At 69.8% G+C, this 14,876-nt stretch carries 14 protein-coding genes; 10 read left to right on the top strand and 4 right to left on the bottom strand.

Annotation, left to right across the window (positions count from 1 at the left end; all coding sequences use genetic code 11):
- Positions 1-30: 30 nt before the first annotated feature.
- The 9 genes from P7A99_RS03680 to P7A99_RS03640 all read left to right on the top strand — a co-directional run bounded on the left by P7A99_RS03680 (position 31) and on the right by P7A99_RS03640 (position 9,253).
- A complete protein-coding gene (locus tag P7A99_RS03680; RefSeq protein WP_277792586.1) occupies positions 31-795 on the top strand; it encodes a Slam-dependent surface lipoprotein in 765 nt (254 codons plus the stop codon).
- A gap of 47 nt (positions 796-842) precedes the next feature.
- Positions 843-2,339, top strand: coding sequence for a surface lipoprotein assembly modifier (locus P7A99_RS03675; protein ID WP_277792585.1), 1,497 nt, complete (start codon positions 843-845; stop codon positions 2,337-2,339).
- Positions 2,339-3,115: an energy transducer TonB gene (locus P7A99_RS03670; RefSeq protein WP_277792584.1), complete on the top strand. Its 777-nt coding sequence runs from the start codon at positions 2,339-2,341 to the stop codon at positions 3,113-3,115. The genes P7A99_RS03675 and P7A99_RS03670 overlap by 1 nt, the downstream gene beginning before the upstream one ends.
- 147 nt (positions 3,116-3,262) lie before the next feature.
- Positions 3,263-3,889, top strand: coding sequence for a DUF4129 domain-containing protein (locus P7A99_RS03665; protein WP_277792583.1), 627 nt, complete (start codon positions 3,263-3,265; stop codon positions 3,887-3,889).
- Positions 3,886-5,115 (top strand): hypothetical protein, encoded by a 1,230-nt coding sequence (locus tag P7A99_RS03660; RefSeq protein WP_277792582.1) that lies wholly within the window; start codon positions 3,886-3,888, stop codon positions 5,113-5,115. Before P7A99_RS03665 ends, P7A99_RS03660 begins: the two co-directional genes overlap by 4 nt.
- Positions 5,102-6,058, top strand: a complete 957-nt coding sequence (locus P7A99_RS03655; RefSeq protein ID WP_431307638.1) for an AAA family ATPase — start codon at positions 5,102-5,104, stop codon at positions 6,056-6,058. Before P7A99_RS03660 ends, P7A99_RS03655 begins: the two co-directional genes overlap by 14 nt.
- A complete protein-coding gene (locus tag P7A99_RS03650) occupies positions 6,055-7,368 on the top strand; it encodes a DUF58 domain-containing protein (RefSeq protein WP_277792581.1) in 1,314 nt (437 codons plus the stop codon). The genes P7A99_RS03655 and P7A99_RS03650 overlap by 4 nt, the downstream gene beginning before the upstream one ends.
- Positions 7,365-8,372 carry a stage II sporulation protein M gene (locus tag P7A99_RS03645; RefSeq protein WP_277792580.1) on the top strand — a complete coding sequence of 336 codons (1,008 nt, stop codon included), beginning with the start codon at positions 7,365-7,367 and terminating at the stop codon, positions 8,370-8,372. The genes P7A99_RS03650 and P7A99_RS03645 overlap by 4 nt, the downstream gene beginning before the upstream one ends.
- A complete protein-coding gene (locus P7A99_RS03640) occupies positions 8,369-9,253 on the top strand; it encodes an RDD family protein (protein ID WP_277792579.1) in 885 nt (294 codons plus the stop codon). Before P7A99_RS03645 ends, P7A99_RS03640 begins: the two co-directional genes overlap by 4 nt.
- Before the next feature lie 4 nt (positions 9,254-9,257).
- On the opposite strand, the gene P7A99_RS03635 is transcribed toward P7A99_RS03640, so the two are convergent.
- From P7A99_RS03635 to P7A99_RS03620, 4 genes are all read right to left on the bottom strand, one after another.
- Positions 9,258-10,043 (bottom strand): glycerophosphoryl diester phosphodiesterase membrane domain-containing protein, encoded by a 786-nt coding sequence (locus P7A99_RS03635; protein WP_277792578.1) that lies wholly within the window; start codon positions 10,041-10,043, stop codon positions 9,258-9,260.
- 108 nt (positions 10,044-10,151) lie between these two features.
- On the bottom strand, positions 10,152-11,618 hold the full coding sequence (locus P7A99_RS03630) for an N-acyl-D-amino-acid deacylase family protein (RefSeq protein ID WP_277792577.1): 1,467 nt from the start codon (positions 11,616-11,618) through the stop codon (positions 10,152-10,154).
- A 12-nt stretch (positions 11,619-11,630) separates the two neighbouring features.
- On the bottom strand, positions 11,631-12,914 hold the full coding sequence (locus P7A99_RS03625; RefSeq protein ID WP_277792576.1) for an amino acid deaminase: 1,284 nt from the start codon (positions 12,912-12,914) through the stop codon (positions 11,631-11,633).
- Between the two features lie 5 nt (positions 12,915-12,919).
- Positions 12,920-13,309 carry a RidA family protein gene (locus P7A99_RS03620; RefSeq protein ID WP_058347523.1) on the bottom strand — a complete coding sequence of 130 codons (390 nt, stop codon included), beginning with the start codon at positions 13,307-13,309 and terminating at the stop codon, positions 12,920-12,922.
- A gap of 184 nt (positions 13,310-13,493) precedes the next feature.
- Between P7A99_RS03620 and P7A99_RS03615 the strand changes: the two genes are divergently transcribed.
- Complete coding sequence (locus P7A99_RS03615) at positions 13,494-14,432, top strand: MurR/RpiR family transcriptional regulator (RefSeq protein WP_277792575.1); 939 nt, start codon at positions 13,494-13,496, stop codon at positions 14,430-14,432.
- Positions 14,433-14,876 lie beyond the last annotated feature (444 nt).

Genomic DNA, 14,876 nt, shown 5'->3' with positions numbered 1-14,876 from the left:
TCCATCAAGCAAAGCATCGGAGAAGACGAGATGTCCCGTTCGACCTTCAAGACGCTGATCCTGGCCTCCGTCACGGCCGTCGCCCTGGCTGGCGTCGCCCATGCCGGCATCGTCGGCGAGTCCACCGACCCCAGCGTCCTTCAAGTGGGGGTGAGCACGATCAACGCCGGGCCGCACACCGCGGGCAAGTCCGGGGTCTCTGTGAAGTCCATCGGCCTGTCGGCCTTCGTCGACTTCCAGGGCCTGCAAGCCGTCTCGCCGTCGTCGGGCGGCGTCAGCACGATCAACAGCCCGTCGACCGCGCCGGGCAGCCACAACGGCATGGGCGTGTTCAACTTCGCCAAGGTCAGCACCGGCGACATCTGGTTCGGCGAATGGTCCGACACCGCCAACGCCAATGACGGCACCCACACCGTCTACTACGTCGGCGACGACACCGGCGCGACGGCGGGCACGGGCACGGCCAGCTATACGGTGAAGGGCCTCAGCGACTACGCCACCAACGGCATCCTCGAAGGGACCTTCAACGCCGACTTCACCGGCAGCACGCTCAGCGGCTTCGTCCAGAGCGCCTCGACCGGCTACAAGGTCGATATCGGCTCGGTGGGCATCTCGGGCCTGAACATCGCCAGCACCGCGGCCAACGCCACGGCGACCCAAGGGGCGACCACCCTGGCCTCGGGCGGCGAGGTCAGCGGCAAGTTCTTCGGCGCCAACGCCGCGGCCCTGGCCGGTGTGGTCACCTTCGGCGGCAACAGCGTCTACGACACCGCCTTCGGCGGTACGAAGAACTGAGGACGCGAGGGGCGGGGGTCGGCTGGCCCTCGCCCCAAGCCCCCGTGATGGCCAGGTCGTCCGTTCCCCCGCGTTTTCCGTTCCGCGCCGCCGCCGGCTGCGCGGCTTTCGTCGTTCTGGCCCTGGCCGGCGCCGCCCGCGCCCAGGTCGACGACGACACCCGTCTGCGCCTCGACCAGGACCTGTCGCGCCGCGCCGCCGAGCGCGAGGCCAGGACACGGCAGGAGACCGCGCCCGATGTGCTGGTCATCGACGGCCAGGCCTACACGGTGGGGCCCGGCGCCGACGATGTCGGCAAGGCCCTCTACCTGTCCCTGGCCCGCCGCCAGTGGGCCGACGCCCGCCGGTTCCTCAAGGCCTATCTGGCGCTGCCCGAGCGCGATCCAATGCTGGTCCACTACGCCCAGGGCCAGCTGGCCCGGCAGGACGGCGACCTGCGCGCGGCCGAACGCAGCTTCCGCCAACTGCTGGCCTTGCAGCCGGACTTTCAGCCGGGGCGCCTGGAGCTGGCCCGGGTATTGTTCGAGAACCAGCGCGACCGCGAGGCCGAGGCGGCCTTCCGCGCGATCCTCGCCGATCTGCCCGAGGCCGACCCCCGCGCGGCGGGCGTGCGTCGCAGCGTCGGAACCTTTCTCGCCGCCCTGAAGCGCCGCCGCGCCTGGACCGGCCAGTTCGCGATGGGGCCCGGCTGGAGCTCCAACATCAACCAGGCCTCGGGCAGCTATGCCTGCCTGCTGCCGGGACCGGAGGGCATCTGTTTCTTCGACCGCAAGACGCCAGATCCGCTGGGGGCGGCGACGGTCAGCTTCGAAACCGTGCTCAACCGCCGCCTGCCGCTGCGGGGCTCGGGCGGCCTGACCTTTCGCGGCATTGCCTATGGCGAGCTCTATCCGGAGGAGGGGCGCTACAACCAGGCCACCTTCGTCGCCCAGGCCGGCTTCGACCGTCGCTCAGCAAAATTGTCCTTCGCCGTCGCGCCTTCGCTTGACGTCGGGACCCTGGGCGCCGAGCGGCTGTACGAGGCCCCCGGCCTGCACGCTGAGGTCAGCCGCGTGGTCGGCGCCTCGACCCTGGTCAAGCTGGAAGGCGACTACAAGGCGATGCGCTATCGCCAGGCCTCGTTCGCCCCGCTGGACGGCGGTCAGGCCTCGCTGTTCCTGACGGCCTGGCGCGGCCTGGCCGGCGGCTGGACGGTGTTCGGCGGCGCGGACCTGCTGGGCAAGGACGCCGACCGCGCGGTCAACGCCTATCGCCAGGTCGGACTGCGGCTGGGCGCGGCGACGCCGACGATGAAGGGCTTCAACGGGACGCTGTTCGCCTCGGCCCGCCGCAAGCGCTGGGACGCCGTCAACGAGACGCTGGAAGCGCGTCGCCGCGATGACGAGCAGACCTTCACCGCCATTGTGCGCGCGCCGCGCTGGAAGACGCCGGGCGGTTTCACCCCCAGCCTGACCGTGCAGTACGCCAAGGTCGCCAGCAGTATCGACTGGCTGTTCTCCTACGAGAAGACGGCCGCCAGCCTGAAGCTGGAGCGGGTGTTCTGATGCTGCAGGCCTTGCCCATGACGGTGCTGGAAATCCCGTACGAGCCGCTCGCCGCCGCGGGGCGCAAGCGGCGCTGGACTCTGGCGCTGTCGGGGGCGGTGGTGCTGCACGTGGCCTTGCTGCTGGGCGCCTATCTGAAGCTCGCCCGGCCCGAGATGCCGCCGGCTGCGCCGATCGAGGCCATTTCCGTGGAGTTCGCCGTCGAGCCCGTAGCTCCGCCGCGCCCCAAGGACGAGCGCCCGCCCGGGCCGGAAGCCAGGCCCAGTCCGGCCGCCGTCGCTGCGCCGGCGCCGCCCAAGGCCACCGACCGGCCGCCCGATCCACGCGGTGTCCTGCCGCCCCAGCAGCGTTCCGCCGCTGAGGCTAAGGAGGCGGACGCCCAGACGCGGCCCTCGACCCCGCGTGAGGCCTCTGCGCCGCCGGCCGTGCCCGCGCCGCCCGCGCCGGCCATGGCCGCGCCGCGCACCTCGTCCGCCAGCGCCCGCGACGTGGCGGTCAACTGGCGCGGCCTGATCCTGGGGCGGCTGAAGGCCTACAAGCGCTATCCCCGCCGCGCGCAGAGCGCCGGGCAGGAAGGCGTGGTGCATGTCGCCTTCACGGTCGACCGGACGGGTAGGGTGCTGAACGCCCGGATCGCCAAGGGCTCGGGCTATCCGCTGCTCGACGACGAGGCCCTGGCCACGGTCCGCCGGGCCTCGCCGATGCCGCCACCGCCCGCCGATGTGGCGGGCGAGCCGGTCGAGGTGCTCGTGCCCGTCGAGTTCTTCGTCGATTGAAGCGAAGGCGCCGTGCGGAATGGTCGGACCCGTTGATAGTCACCGGTTACGGCTAGCCAAGTCGGCCTCACGCTGTAGAGTTGAGTCTAGTGTTCGCGGCCGGGTGATGTCCCGGCGGCGAAGGGGGCGGATGCGGGTTTCCGGCGCGTGACAGTTTCGAGAGGGGCGTCGGACGACGCAGTCGTCGCGGCGCACGCACGGCTGGCGAAAGACGCCGGGTTTCAGTTTGACCAGGCGGCGTTCGTTCCGCCCAAGGTCCCCGAGTGGCTGCGCCTCGTCGGCAAGCTCCTGGAAGCCCTCGCGCCTTACCTGAAGTGGATTTTCTGGATCGCGCTGGCCGCGCTCGCGGCCCTCATCCTCTACGCCATCGTCCGCGAGCTTCTCAGGATCTGGGCCCCGGCGCCGCGGGCGTTGAAGCCGCTGGTGGTCGAGGAGGCCGGCTGGCGTCCCGACGCCGCCGACGCGCGTGACCTGCTGGCCGCCGCCGATGAACTGGCGGCAAAGGGCCTGTTCGTCGAAGCCGCCCACCTGATCCTGCTGCGCAGCGTGCAGGACATCGAAAAGCGTCGCCCCCGCGCGGTCAGGATCTCGCTGACAGCACGCGAGATCGCTGCCCTGCCGGCTATTCCGGAGGCGGCCCGCCCAGCCTTCGTCGGCATCGCCCGCCTGGTCGAGCGCGGCCTGTTCGGCGGGCGTCCGGTCGGCGCGGCCGACTTCGCCGAGTGCCGCGCGGCCTACGAGGCCTTCGCCCTGCCCGATGGATGGCGCGGATGAACGCGACCCCGTCTTCCGGCAAGTCCGCCGGCATGTTCTCGCCGATGACCGTGCTGGTGCTGGTCCTCGTCGGCGTGCTCTCGTTCACGGGCCTGGCCGTGCTGTCGGCCTACGCGCCCGAGCTGCGCAAGGGTGACGACGGGGGAGGGCACGCCCTGTCGCGCTCGTCGTCGGGCTTCGGCGCCATCGCCCGCCTTCTGGGCCTGATGGGAGAGCCGGTGCTGACCAGCCGCGGCGATCTTCCGGCCTCGGCCGAGGAAGGGCTGCTGGTCCTGACCCCGTCGGCGGGCATGTCGCCGATACCGCTGGAACGCAACGACCATATCGGCCCGACGCTGGTGGTGCTGCCCAAATGGGCGACCGCGCCCGATCCGAAGCACCGGGGGTGGGTCACGACCTTCGGCGGCAACGAACCTGGTCAGGCGCTGAACGTCCTGCCGCCGAACCTGCGCAAGGATCTCAAGCTCAAGGTGGCCGAGGGCCGGCGCACCGTTCGCCTGCGTCGCCCCGCCGGCGAGACCTTAGGCGCGCCCGTGGCCGTCCAAAGGGCCCGCACCCTGGTCGGTTCGGGCTGGATCCCCGTACTGCTCGATCAGGATGGCGGCGTGGTCATGGCCATGCGCGAGGACAGCCGGACCTACGTGCTGGCCGATCCTGACTATCTCAACACCCAGGGGCTGAAGACCGCCGAGGGCGCGCTTACCGCCGTCGCGATGCTGGACCTGATCCGCGACGAGGACTCGCCGGTGATCTTCGACGTGACCCTGCACGGTTTCAAGCGCACGCGCAGCCTGATGCGCCTGGTGCTGGAGCCGCCGCTACTGGGCGCGACCCTGGTGGCCGCCGCGCTGGCGTTGCTCGCCGGCGCCCAGGCCTTCGCGCGCTTCGGACCGCCGCTGCGCTCGCGCCGCGCGGTTGCCCTGGGCAAGGCGGCCCTGGCCGACAACACCGCCGGCCTGGTGCGACTGGCGCGCCGCGAGCACCGCATGGCGCCGCTTTACGCCCGCCTGATCCAAGCTTCGGCCGCGCGCGCCATCGGCGCGCCGCGCGGTCTCGACGGCCAGGATCTCATCGACTTTCTCGATCGCGTCAGCCGCATCGTCGGCGCGACCCACACCTATTCGGCCCTGGCCGAGCGGGCGCTGACGGCGACGCCGTCCGACCTGATGGCCGTGGCGCGCGATCTTCATACTTGGAAGCAGGAGCTCATCCGTGGACGTCAGTGAAGTCGGGGCGCTCGCCGCGCGGATCCGCTCGGAGATCGGCAAGGCCGTCGTCGGCCAGGACGGCGCCGTCAACCTGCTGCTGACGGCGCTGTTCGCCGGCGGCCACGTGCTGCTGGAAGGCCCGCCCGGCACGGCCAAGACGCTTTTGGCCCAAAGCTTCGCTCGCAGCGTCGCGTTGGATTACGGCCGCATCCAGTTCACGCCGGACCTGATGCCTGGCGACGTGATCGGCGCCAACCTGTTCAACTTCCAGACCTCGACCTTCAGCCTCACGCGCGGTCCGGTGTTCTGCGAGCTGCTGCTGGCCGACGAGATCAACCGCACCCCGCCCAAGACCCAGGCCGCTCTGCTGGAAGCCATGCAGGAGCGCCACGTCACCATCGACGGCAAGTCGCATCCGCTCAGCCCGCGTTTCACCGTGGTGGCCACCCAGAACCCGATCGAGCAGCAGGGCACCTATCCGCTGCCGGAAGCCCAACTGGACCGCTTCCTGTTCAAGCACGTGTTCGACTATCCCAGCGCCCAGCAGGAGCGGGCGATCATCGTCGGCCACGGCTCGCGCACCGGCCAGATGGATCCCAAGAGCTTCGGCGTCGAGGCCGTCGCCGAGCGCGCGGCCATCGATGCGGCCATCGAGACCGTGGCCAAGGTGCGGCTGAACGATGAGGTGGTCGGCTACATCGTCGACCTCGTCCGCGCCACCCGCGAGTCCACCGATATCGAGACCGGCGCCAGCCCGCGCGCCGGGGCCATGCTGGCCGTCGCCTCCCGGGCCCGCGCCGCGCTGGACGGTCGCGACTACGTTATCCCCGATGACGTCAAATCCCTGGCTGCGCCGGCCCTGCGTCATCGCCTGATCCTCTCGGCCGCGGCCGAGATCGAGGGGCGCAAGGTAGACCACGTGCTTTCGGGCTTGGTCGAGCGGGTGGCGGCTCCCCGGTGATCTATCCCACGCGCCGCGCCGTCGTCGCCGTCGCAGCCGGAATGCCGGCGGCGCTGGTCGTCGGCGTGCTCGCGCCGGCCGGCTGGCTGGCCGGACCGATCTGGATCGGCGTCATGCTGCTGGCCATGGCGGCCGACGCCCTGTCGGGCGGCTCGCGCTCGCGCCTCGTCCTGGACGAGACGCGGCGGCCGTTCCTGTCGGTCGCCCGCACCAGCCGCATCGCCTTCACCACGCGCTTCGGCAAGGGGCCGGTCCCCGGCCGGGCGGAGGCCGCTCTGGACGCCGACGACCGTCTGGGCCTGCAGCCGCGTTTCGCCCGCAGCGGTGTGGAGGAGCGCACGGCGACCTTCGACTTCTCGCTGACGCCGGAGCGCCGCGGGGAGGGGCGGCTGCACCGGCTCTGGGTGCGCTGGACCGGTCCGCTGGGCCTGGTCTGGAAGCAGCAGGCCTTCGCCCTCGAGATCGACGCCCCGACCGGCACGGATCTTCAAGGCGTGCGCGAGGAGGCTGTGCAGATGCTGGCCCGCGACGCCCTGATCGGCAGCAAGACTCAGGTCGATCGCGGCGAAGGTTCCGAGTTCGAGGCGCTCAAGGAGTTCCAGACCGGCATGGACCCGCGGGCCATCGACTGGAAGCAGTCGGCGCGCCACCTGCACCTGCTGGCCAAGGAATTCCGCACCGAGCGCAATCACCACGTCATCCTGGCCATCGACGGCGGCCGGGCCATGTGCGAACCGATCGGCGGCGCGCCCAAGGTCGATCGCGCCATCAACGCCGGCCTGCTGCTGGCCTATGCCTGCCTGCGCGCCGGCGACCGCGCGGGTTTCTATTCGTTCGACTCCGCGCCCCGCCTGCTCACCGGCGTGGTCAGCGGCCTCGACGCCTTCCGCCAGTTGCAGCACGCTGCGGGCCGCATCGACTATTCGGCCGAGGAAACCAACTACACCCTTGCCCTCAACACCCTGGCCACGAAGCTGCGGCGGCGTTCGCTGGTGGTGGTGTTCACCGACTTCACAGATCCCACCGCCGCTGAGCTGATGATCGAGGCCAGCGCGCACCTGCTGCGCCGCCACCTGGTGCTGTTCGTGGTCATGCAGGACGAGGAACTGGAGACCATGGCCGCCGCCGAGCCGTTCGAGCCCGCCGATGTGTCCCGCGCGGTCGTCTCGGCCGGCCTTCTGCGCGAGCGCGAGGCCGTCGTCGCCCGCCTGCGCCGCATGGGCGCCCATATCGTCGAGGCGCCGGCCGCCCGCATCGGCCCGGACCTGATCAACGCCTATGTGGACCTCAAGCGGAGGGACCTCCTGTGATCGACGTCAAGGTCGACGGCCGCCTGAAGAGCCAGCGCTTCCGTCAGGAACGCGAGGCCGATTGGCAGCGCCTGGAACGGCTGATGGAGAAGGTCGAGAAGGGCTCGATGGCCAGTCTCTCCGAGGAGGAGATCCTGGCGGCGCCCGTGCTCTATCGCTCGGCCCTGTCGTCGCTGTCGGTGGCTCGCGCCACCTCGCTCGACCGGGGCATGATCGACTATCTGGAGATGCTCTGCGCCCGGGCCTACTTCTTCGTCTACGGCTCGCGCGAGACCTTGCGCAGCCAGTTGGCCGCCTTTTTCGCCGGCGGCTGGCCTGCGGCCGTGCGCGGCCTGTGGCGAGAGACCCTGGTCAGCGTCGGGCTGATGGTGGTGGGCGCTCTGGTCGGGGCCTGGCTCTTCGGCCAGGACGCCGAGTGGTACTACGCCTTCATGCCCAAGGAGATGGCCGGCGGTCGCGATCCGGCCGCCACCACCGACATGCTGCGCTCGACCCTGGCCGGTGAGAAGTCGGCCGATGGCCTGTCGATGTTCGCCACCTTCCTGTTCACCCACAACGCCCAGGTGGCCCTGCTGGCCTTCGCGCTCGGCTTTGCCCTGTGCGTGCCGACCGCCATGCTGGTGATCTACAACGGCGTGATCCTGGGCGTGTTCTTCTCGCTGTTCGCCAGCCGCGGGCTCGGCGTCGACGCTGGAGGCTGGCTGGCGATCCACGGGGTGACCGAGCTGTTCGCCGTTTGCCTGGCGGGGGCGGCGGGCCTGCGTATCGGCTGGTCGGTGGCCTTTCCTGGCGAGCGCAGCCGCCTCGACGCCGCCTCCGCCGCCGGACGCCATGCCGCCACAGTGATGGGCGGGGTCGTGGTCATGCTGTTCTTCGCCGGCCTGCTGGAGGGCTTCGGCCGCCAGCTGATCGTGGCGACGCCGGCGCGCTATGGCGTGGCGGCGCTGACGGCGGTGATCTGGGGCCTCTACTTCTACGGCCCGCGCCGGAGGGCGAGAGCATGAGCGACACGGCCGCTCTCAAGCTGACCCGGTCCTTCATCACGCCCGAGGGCGTCGACCTGCGGCTGCAACTGGGCGACGCAGGTCAGCGCGCGGGCGCCTTCCTTCTGGACGCGGCGATCATGATGGCCGTGCTCATCGTCGTGTCGATCCTGATCGGGCTGATCGGCATCGGGGCCTGGACCGCCGCCGGCATGAAGGGCGCCGAGGTCATGGCCGTGCTGTGGCTGCTCGGCTTCTTCCTGCTGCGCAACTTCTACTTCATCGGCTTCGAGCTCAGCGCCGCGGCCGCGACGCCGGGCAAGCGGGTCATGGGCCTGCGCGTGGCGGCCCGTGACGGCGGCCGCCTGCGCCCGGGCGCGATCTTCGCGCGCAACGCCATGCGCGAGCTCGAGGTCTTCATCCCGATCAGCATGCTGTTCGCGCCGACCGGCGCCGAAGGCGGCGTCGAGGGCTGGATGTACCTGCTGGGGATCACCTGGGCTGGGATTTTCGCGCTGTTCCCGCTGTTCAACAAGGATCGGCTGCGTGCGGGCGACCTTATCGGCGGCACGTGGGTGGTGCGCGCGCCCAAGCGCAAGCTGGTGCGCGACATGGCCGACGAGGGGGCTGAGAGGCTTCAGCGCTACGCCTTCACCCTGGAGCAGATCGAGGCCTACGGCGCCAAGGAACTGCATGTCCTGGAGGACGTACTGCGTCAGCGCGACCGCAAGACCATGCGGGCCGTGGCCGACCGCATCGCCGGCAAGATCGGCTGGGCCCGCCTGGACGGTGAAGACGACTACGACTTCCTCAGCGCCTACTACGCGGCCCTGCGCAAGCGGCTCGAGGCGCGCCTGCTGATGGGCGTGCGACGCCGCGACAAGCACGACGTCGCACGTTGATGCATCAGTCGAAGATCGCCGCCGTCTCGTCGGGCGCGGCGCCTTCCTTGGTGGTGCGCAGTTCGTAGTACAGCGCCGCGACGCCGGCGGAGCCGACGACGGCCTGGACGCCGTTCATCACCGCCGAGACCACCACGAAGACGATCAGGCCGGCCGACATGTTCAGGCCCTGGATGCCGAACATGTTCCCCGAGGCCACGCCCAGCGGGGCGCCGATGGCCTGGGTGACCACGCTCAGGATCAGGCTGAGGATCATGTAGACGATGAACAGGCCGAAGATCGCCCAGCGGTGTCCGCGGGTCAGGTCTCGGCTGCGTTGCAGACTGGCGAACACGCCCTTCTTCTCGACCACCAGCGACGGCGCGGCCACCGACCACATGATGCTGACGATGATGCCGGGCACGATCAGAAGCAGGAAGCCCAGCCAGATCCCGAGGGCCGAGACAATGGCCAGGCCGATCAGCGGCAGCAGCACGCGCAGGCCGGAGGAGAAGGCTTCGCCGGGCGCGACCGACGCGCCGTTCAGCGTCCCGACGGCGGCCCGGGCCACCATGCCCTGCAGCACCAGATTGCCGATCACCGACAGGATCGAGCCCGCAGCGATCCAGCCGATGTAGCGCGGATCGCCCAGCGACGGCAGGCCGATCAGGGCGCCGAGCAGAACCGGCGCGCTTACCAGCACCAGGGCGCCGACGCCGAACAGCATCGCGTTGGCGGTGATTACCGTGAAGGTGCGCTGGATCACCCGCCCGAAGTCGAACGTTCCGCCGACGGGTTCTTGAGTTGTCATATGAGAAAGCCCCAGAAGCTGAAATCGGCAGGAGCTTAGGGGCTGGCGCAGGCGGCGCAACCTCCGCTTTCCGCGCCATGAATCTCTCTTGTGGGTGTCTCCTCGGCGTCAGGCGGCCGAGCGCAGGAAGCGGCCGGCGCGATCGCCGACGACGGCTCCGCCGCTCCAGGTCAGGGCGCCGTTAACGAACACCTGCTCGATCCCCTTGGCCGGCCGGGTCGGGGCCTCGTAGGTGGCCTGGTCGATGATCGCCCCGGCGTCGAACACGGTCAGGTCGGCTTTCATGCCTACGGCCACGCGGCCTCGGCAGGCCAGGCGGAAGGTGTCGGCGGCCAGGCCGGTCATCTTGTGCACGGCGGCTTCCAGGCTGATCAGCTTCTCGTCGCGAGCGTAGTGGCCCAGCACGCGCGGGAACGCGCCCCATAGGCGCGGGTGAGGGCGCTTGTCGTGGGGCAGGCCGTCGGAGCCGACCATGCAGCAGGGGTGGGCCAGGATCGAGCGCATGTCGGCCTCGGCCATCTGGAAGTAGCTGGCGCCGCCGGGCATCAGCCGCTCGGCCGCCTCTGGTTGCGACAGCCCCCAGTCGGCGGCGATCGCCGCCAGGGTGCGGCCGGCCATTTCCGGATGCGGCTCGGACCAGTTGACCAGGATCTCGACCTCGCCGTCGGCCAGGTCGGGGCGGATGATCGTCGAGCCGGCGGTGTAGGGATAGCAGTCCAGGTGCACCGGCTGGCTCTGGCGGGTCTTGTCGATCAGGCCCAGGGTCTCAGCCGCCCGGCCCCAGTTGCGCACGCCGGCGCACTTGTGGTGCGACAGGATCAGCGGCGCGCCGCTGGGCGCGGCCACGGCGAAGGCCTCCTTCAGGGCCTCGATGATGCCCTCGCGCTCGTCGCGGATGTGGGCGGTGTAGACGCCGCCGGCCTGCGCCACCGTGCGGGCTAGCGCCTGAAGCTCTTCCATGTCGGCCGCCCAGGCCGGCGCGTAGAACACGCCCGAGCTCATGCCCAGGGCGCCTTCCGAGAGCGCTTCGCGCAGCAGGGCGTCCATCGCCTCGCGCTCGGCCGGTGTGGCGGGGCGCTCCAGGTCGTCCATGCACAGCACGCGCAGGGTCGAGTGGCCGACCAGGGCCGCGACGTTGACGCGGGGGCCGGCCGCCTCGATGGCGCGGCGATAGTCGGCGAAGGCGGCGTAGGCGAAGTCCTCGCGCGCGCCCAGGAGGTTGAACGGCTCGGCCACCGCCTCGTCGAAGCGCAGCATCGGGGCCGAGATCCCGCAGTTGCCGGCGATCACCGTCGTCACGCCCTGGCTGAGCTTGGGCAGCATGTCGGGCTGGGTGATGCAGACGAGGTCGTCGTGGGTGTGCACGTCGATGAAGCCTGGCGCCACCACCAGGCCCGAGACGTCGATCACCCGGGCCTCGCCGGCCGCCAGTGCTGGGCCGACGGCGACGATCGTGTCGCCGGCCAGGGCGACGTCGGCGATGAAAGCCGGAGCGCCGCTGCCGTCTATGACCGTGCCGCCCTTCAGGACGATGTCGGCGGCGGTCAGGGCCATGTCGTTAGTCGGGCTGCTCAAGGAACGCTCGCTTCAGAAAAAGGTCTTCAGGCCGCCCAGCACGCCGTAGGTCTCGTCGACCTCCAGCAGCACCGACCACTTGTCGAAGGTCGTGCAGGGGTGGGAGATCTCGAAGCCCAGCAGGTCGCCGACCGCCAGGTCGGCGTCGGGGGCGATCGTGAGGAAGCCGTGCTGGTCGGCCAGCTTGGCGGTGACGACGCCGTCGATGCTCTGCGCCTGCTGGTGCAGGCCGGGGCGGAACCAGCGGCGGGCCGTCGGCAGGTGGATGTCGAACGAGACGTCGCGCTTGCCCATCATGACGATGGCCATGTCCGGCTGCGGGCGCGAGATCACCCGGGTCCAGACCTCCAGCGCCGGCTTCAGGCGCGGAGGGGCGCCGACGGCCTCGCGGGCGTCCATGCGGCTCAGCAGCTCGCGATAGAAGCCGCTGTCGTGGGTGACGTAACAGCCGCTGCGCAGCACGATCACGGCGCCCGGCGCCTCGCCGGCCAGGGCCCGGGCCACCAGGTCGTAATAGGCCGAACCGCCGGCGGTCAGCACCACCTCGTCCGGGGCGTAGAGGCTTTCGGCGCGCAGGGCGTGGTGCAGGCCGATCAGGCCGTCGAGATAGGCGTCGACCTGCGTCGCGTCCTGCACGGCGTGGTCGCTGAAGACCAGGCCCTCATAGCCCTCGACGCCGTGCAGCTCGACGCCCGGCAGGGCGTGGACCAGGCGGCCAAGGGCCAGACCTTCGCTCGCCGAGCGCACGCCGCAGCGGCCGTTGCTCATGCCCAGCTCGATCAGCAGGCGGGCGGGCGGCGCGCCCGCCGCGGCGGCGAAGATCTCGGAGATCGCCCGCACGCCGGCCTCGCCGTCGACAAGCACGTAGACCGGGCGGTCGGGCGCCTTGGTCGTCAGGTCGCGCAGGCATTCGATCTCGGCGCGGCCGACCAGCTGGTTGGCCAGGATCAGGCGCGGCGCGCCGATCTGGTGGCACAGCTTCAGCTGGGTCATGGTCGCCGCCGTCAGGCCCCAGGCGCCGCCCTCGATCTGGCGCGCCAGCAGCTGCGGGCACATGGTCGTCTTGGCGTGGGGGGCGAGCTTGGCGCCGGCCGCGTCGACATAGGCCTGCATGACCGACAGATTGTTGTCGATCGCGGCCCGCTTCAGCACCGCGGCCGGCATCGGGATGTCGCCGCCGAGCAGCGAGAGGCCCCGTCCGGAGAGGTCTCCGAGCGTGCGCACCGAGCCGTCCAGCGGGACGGCCTTGGTTCCGGGCGCGAGGACCAGCATGTCGAGATCGGCGGGCGACATCATCGGCGTCAGGCCTGCGGAACCAGGGCGATGACCTCGATCTCGACCTTGCAGTCGACCATCATCGGCGACTGCACGCAGGCGCGGGCGGGCAGGGCGTCGCCGAAATAGCTGTTGTAGACGCGGTTGAAGGCGTGGAAGTCGCGGGCGTCGTCCAGCCAGACATTGGCTTTCACCACGTCCTTCAGGGTGCAGCCGGCCTTGGCCAGGATGCCGACGATGTTCTCGATGACCTTGTGGGTCTGGGGCACGACCCCGCCGTCGACCAGCACGCCGTTCTCGTCCATCGGCACCTGGCCCGAGACGAAGACGAAGCCGTTGGCGACCGTGGCCTGGCAGAAGGGCAGGGCGTTGCCGCCGGTGCCCGTGGTGGCCGCGCCGATGCGTTGGATGGACACGAAATTCTCCTGACTCAAGGTCGAGTTCCGATGCTCAGGAGCCATGCCGGATGTAGCGGTGTCAACGAAAATGTAGCAAAACTATCATTCTTGATGCTGGTGAGGCGGCGGCCTTGATTGCGGCGCGACATCGTTGTCGGTATCAGTCGTTGGGCGTGCGCCGTTTGGTGAAGGGATCGGGGGGATGAGTCAGTCTGAGAACGCCGTCGACGACGGCGACATCCTGCCGCGCATCGAGGCGATGATGGAGGCGATGACGCGCTCCGACCTCAAGATCGCCAAGCTGATCCTGAAGTCGCCGCACGAGTTCGTCCGCGCCAGCGTCAAGTCGGTGGCGACCGACCTGGGGGTCAGCGAGCCGACGGTCCTGCGCTTCTGCCGAACGGTCGGCTGCGAGGGCTTCAAGGACCTGAAGTTCCGCCTGATCCAGGAACTGGCCCATGCCCAGGCGGTGACCGACCAGCGCGAGCGCGCGGCTCGTCCGGCGCCGGCGAGGCCTGAGCCGCAGGCGCCTCTGGGGGCCGACGCGGCAGTCGCCGACCGTCTGTTCGACACCATCATCGACGCCCTGGGCCGCACCCGCGAAACCTTGAACGAAAAGGACTTGCAGGCCGCGGCGCTTGCGGTCGCCAAGGCCGCGCGCGTGGTGATCTACGGCATTGGCGGCAGCTCGGCGGCCCTGGCCAGCGAGATCCACAACCGCCTGTTCCGGCTCGACGTGCCAGCCATGGTGTTCACCGACGGCTACGCCCAGCGCATGTCGGCCGCCATCCTGTCGCCGGGCGATGTCGCCTTGTTCCTGTCGTCAACGGGCCGTCCGCGCGAACTGCAGGAAAGCATGGAGCTGGCCAAGCACTACAAGGCCACCTGCATCGCCATCACCGACGCGGATTCGCCGCTCGGCCGCGACGCCGACATCTGCCTGCACGTGGGGCTGTCGCCGTCGGGCGTCGAGGAGTTCCAGCCCAACCCCATGCGCTTCGCCCAGCTGTTCGTCATCGACCGCCTTGCCTACGCCGTGGCGTCGTCCCTGGGTGAGCGAGCGCACCTGATGCTGCGCCGTGCGCGCGGCAGCGTGGCCTGGCTGCACGGGATCGCGCCCCAGCAGCCGATCGGCGACTAGGTTCGCCGCTGGCCGGCCTGCCGGCGCGGCTTGATGGGGATTTTCTGATTGTCGTGTCGGCCTATGCTTGGCTGTCTCGATGTATCGCCTATTCCGGCGCTCGGAATTCAGCTTTTTCCTGATAGCGGTCTCAAGCGTCAAGCGTGTGTGCATGGGGCTGCTCGCGCCGCTATGAAAGCGTATCCTTCATCGGCGCCGCATTTGTGGGCGCCGCCTTGTACGCTGAAAAATATGACGATTTCCCGTTTCGTCCATGCTCCCTTAGGCAATCGTTTTATGATTGCTACATAAATGAATGTTTTGTGATTGACGTTATATGGGGCCTGTGACAATCCTTCCTGCGTCCTGAACAGGGCGGGAAATGAAGGCGTCGGCGCGGTTCGCAACAGTATCCGCGCGTGATTGTCCGACATTCTAAAACATAAAGAGCGTCCCTGCGTTAGC

The sequence above is a fragment of the Caulobacter endophyticus genome, from assembly GCF_029543245.1.
Lineage (GTDB): Bacteria > Pseudomonadota > Alphaproteobacteria > Caulobacterales > Caulobacteraceae > Caulobacter > Caulobacter endophyticus_A.
Note: the sequence above shows the minus strand (reverse complement) of the source record. Positions and strands in the feature narration are given on the sequence as shown.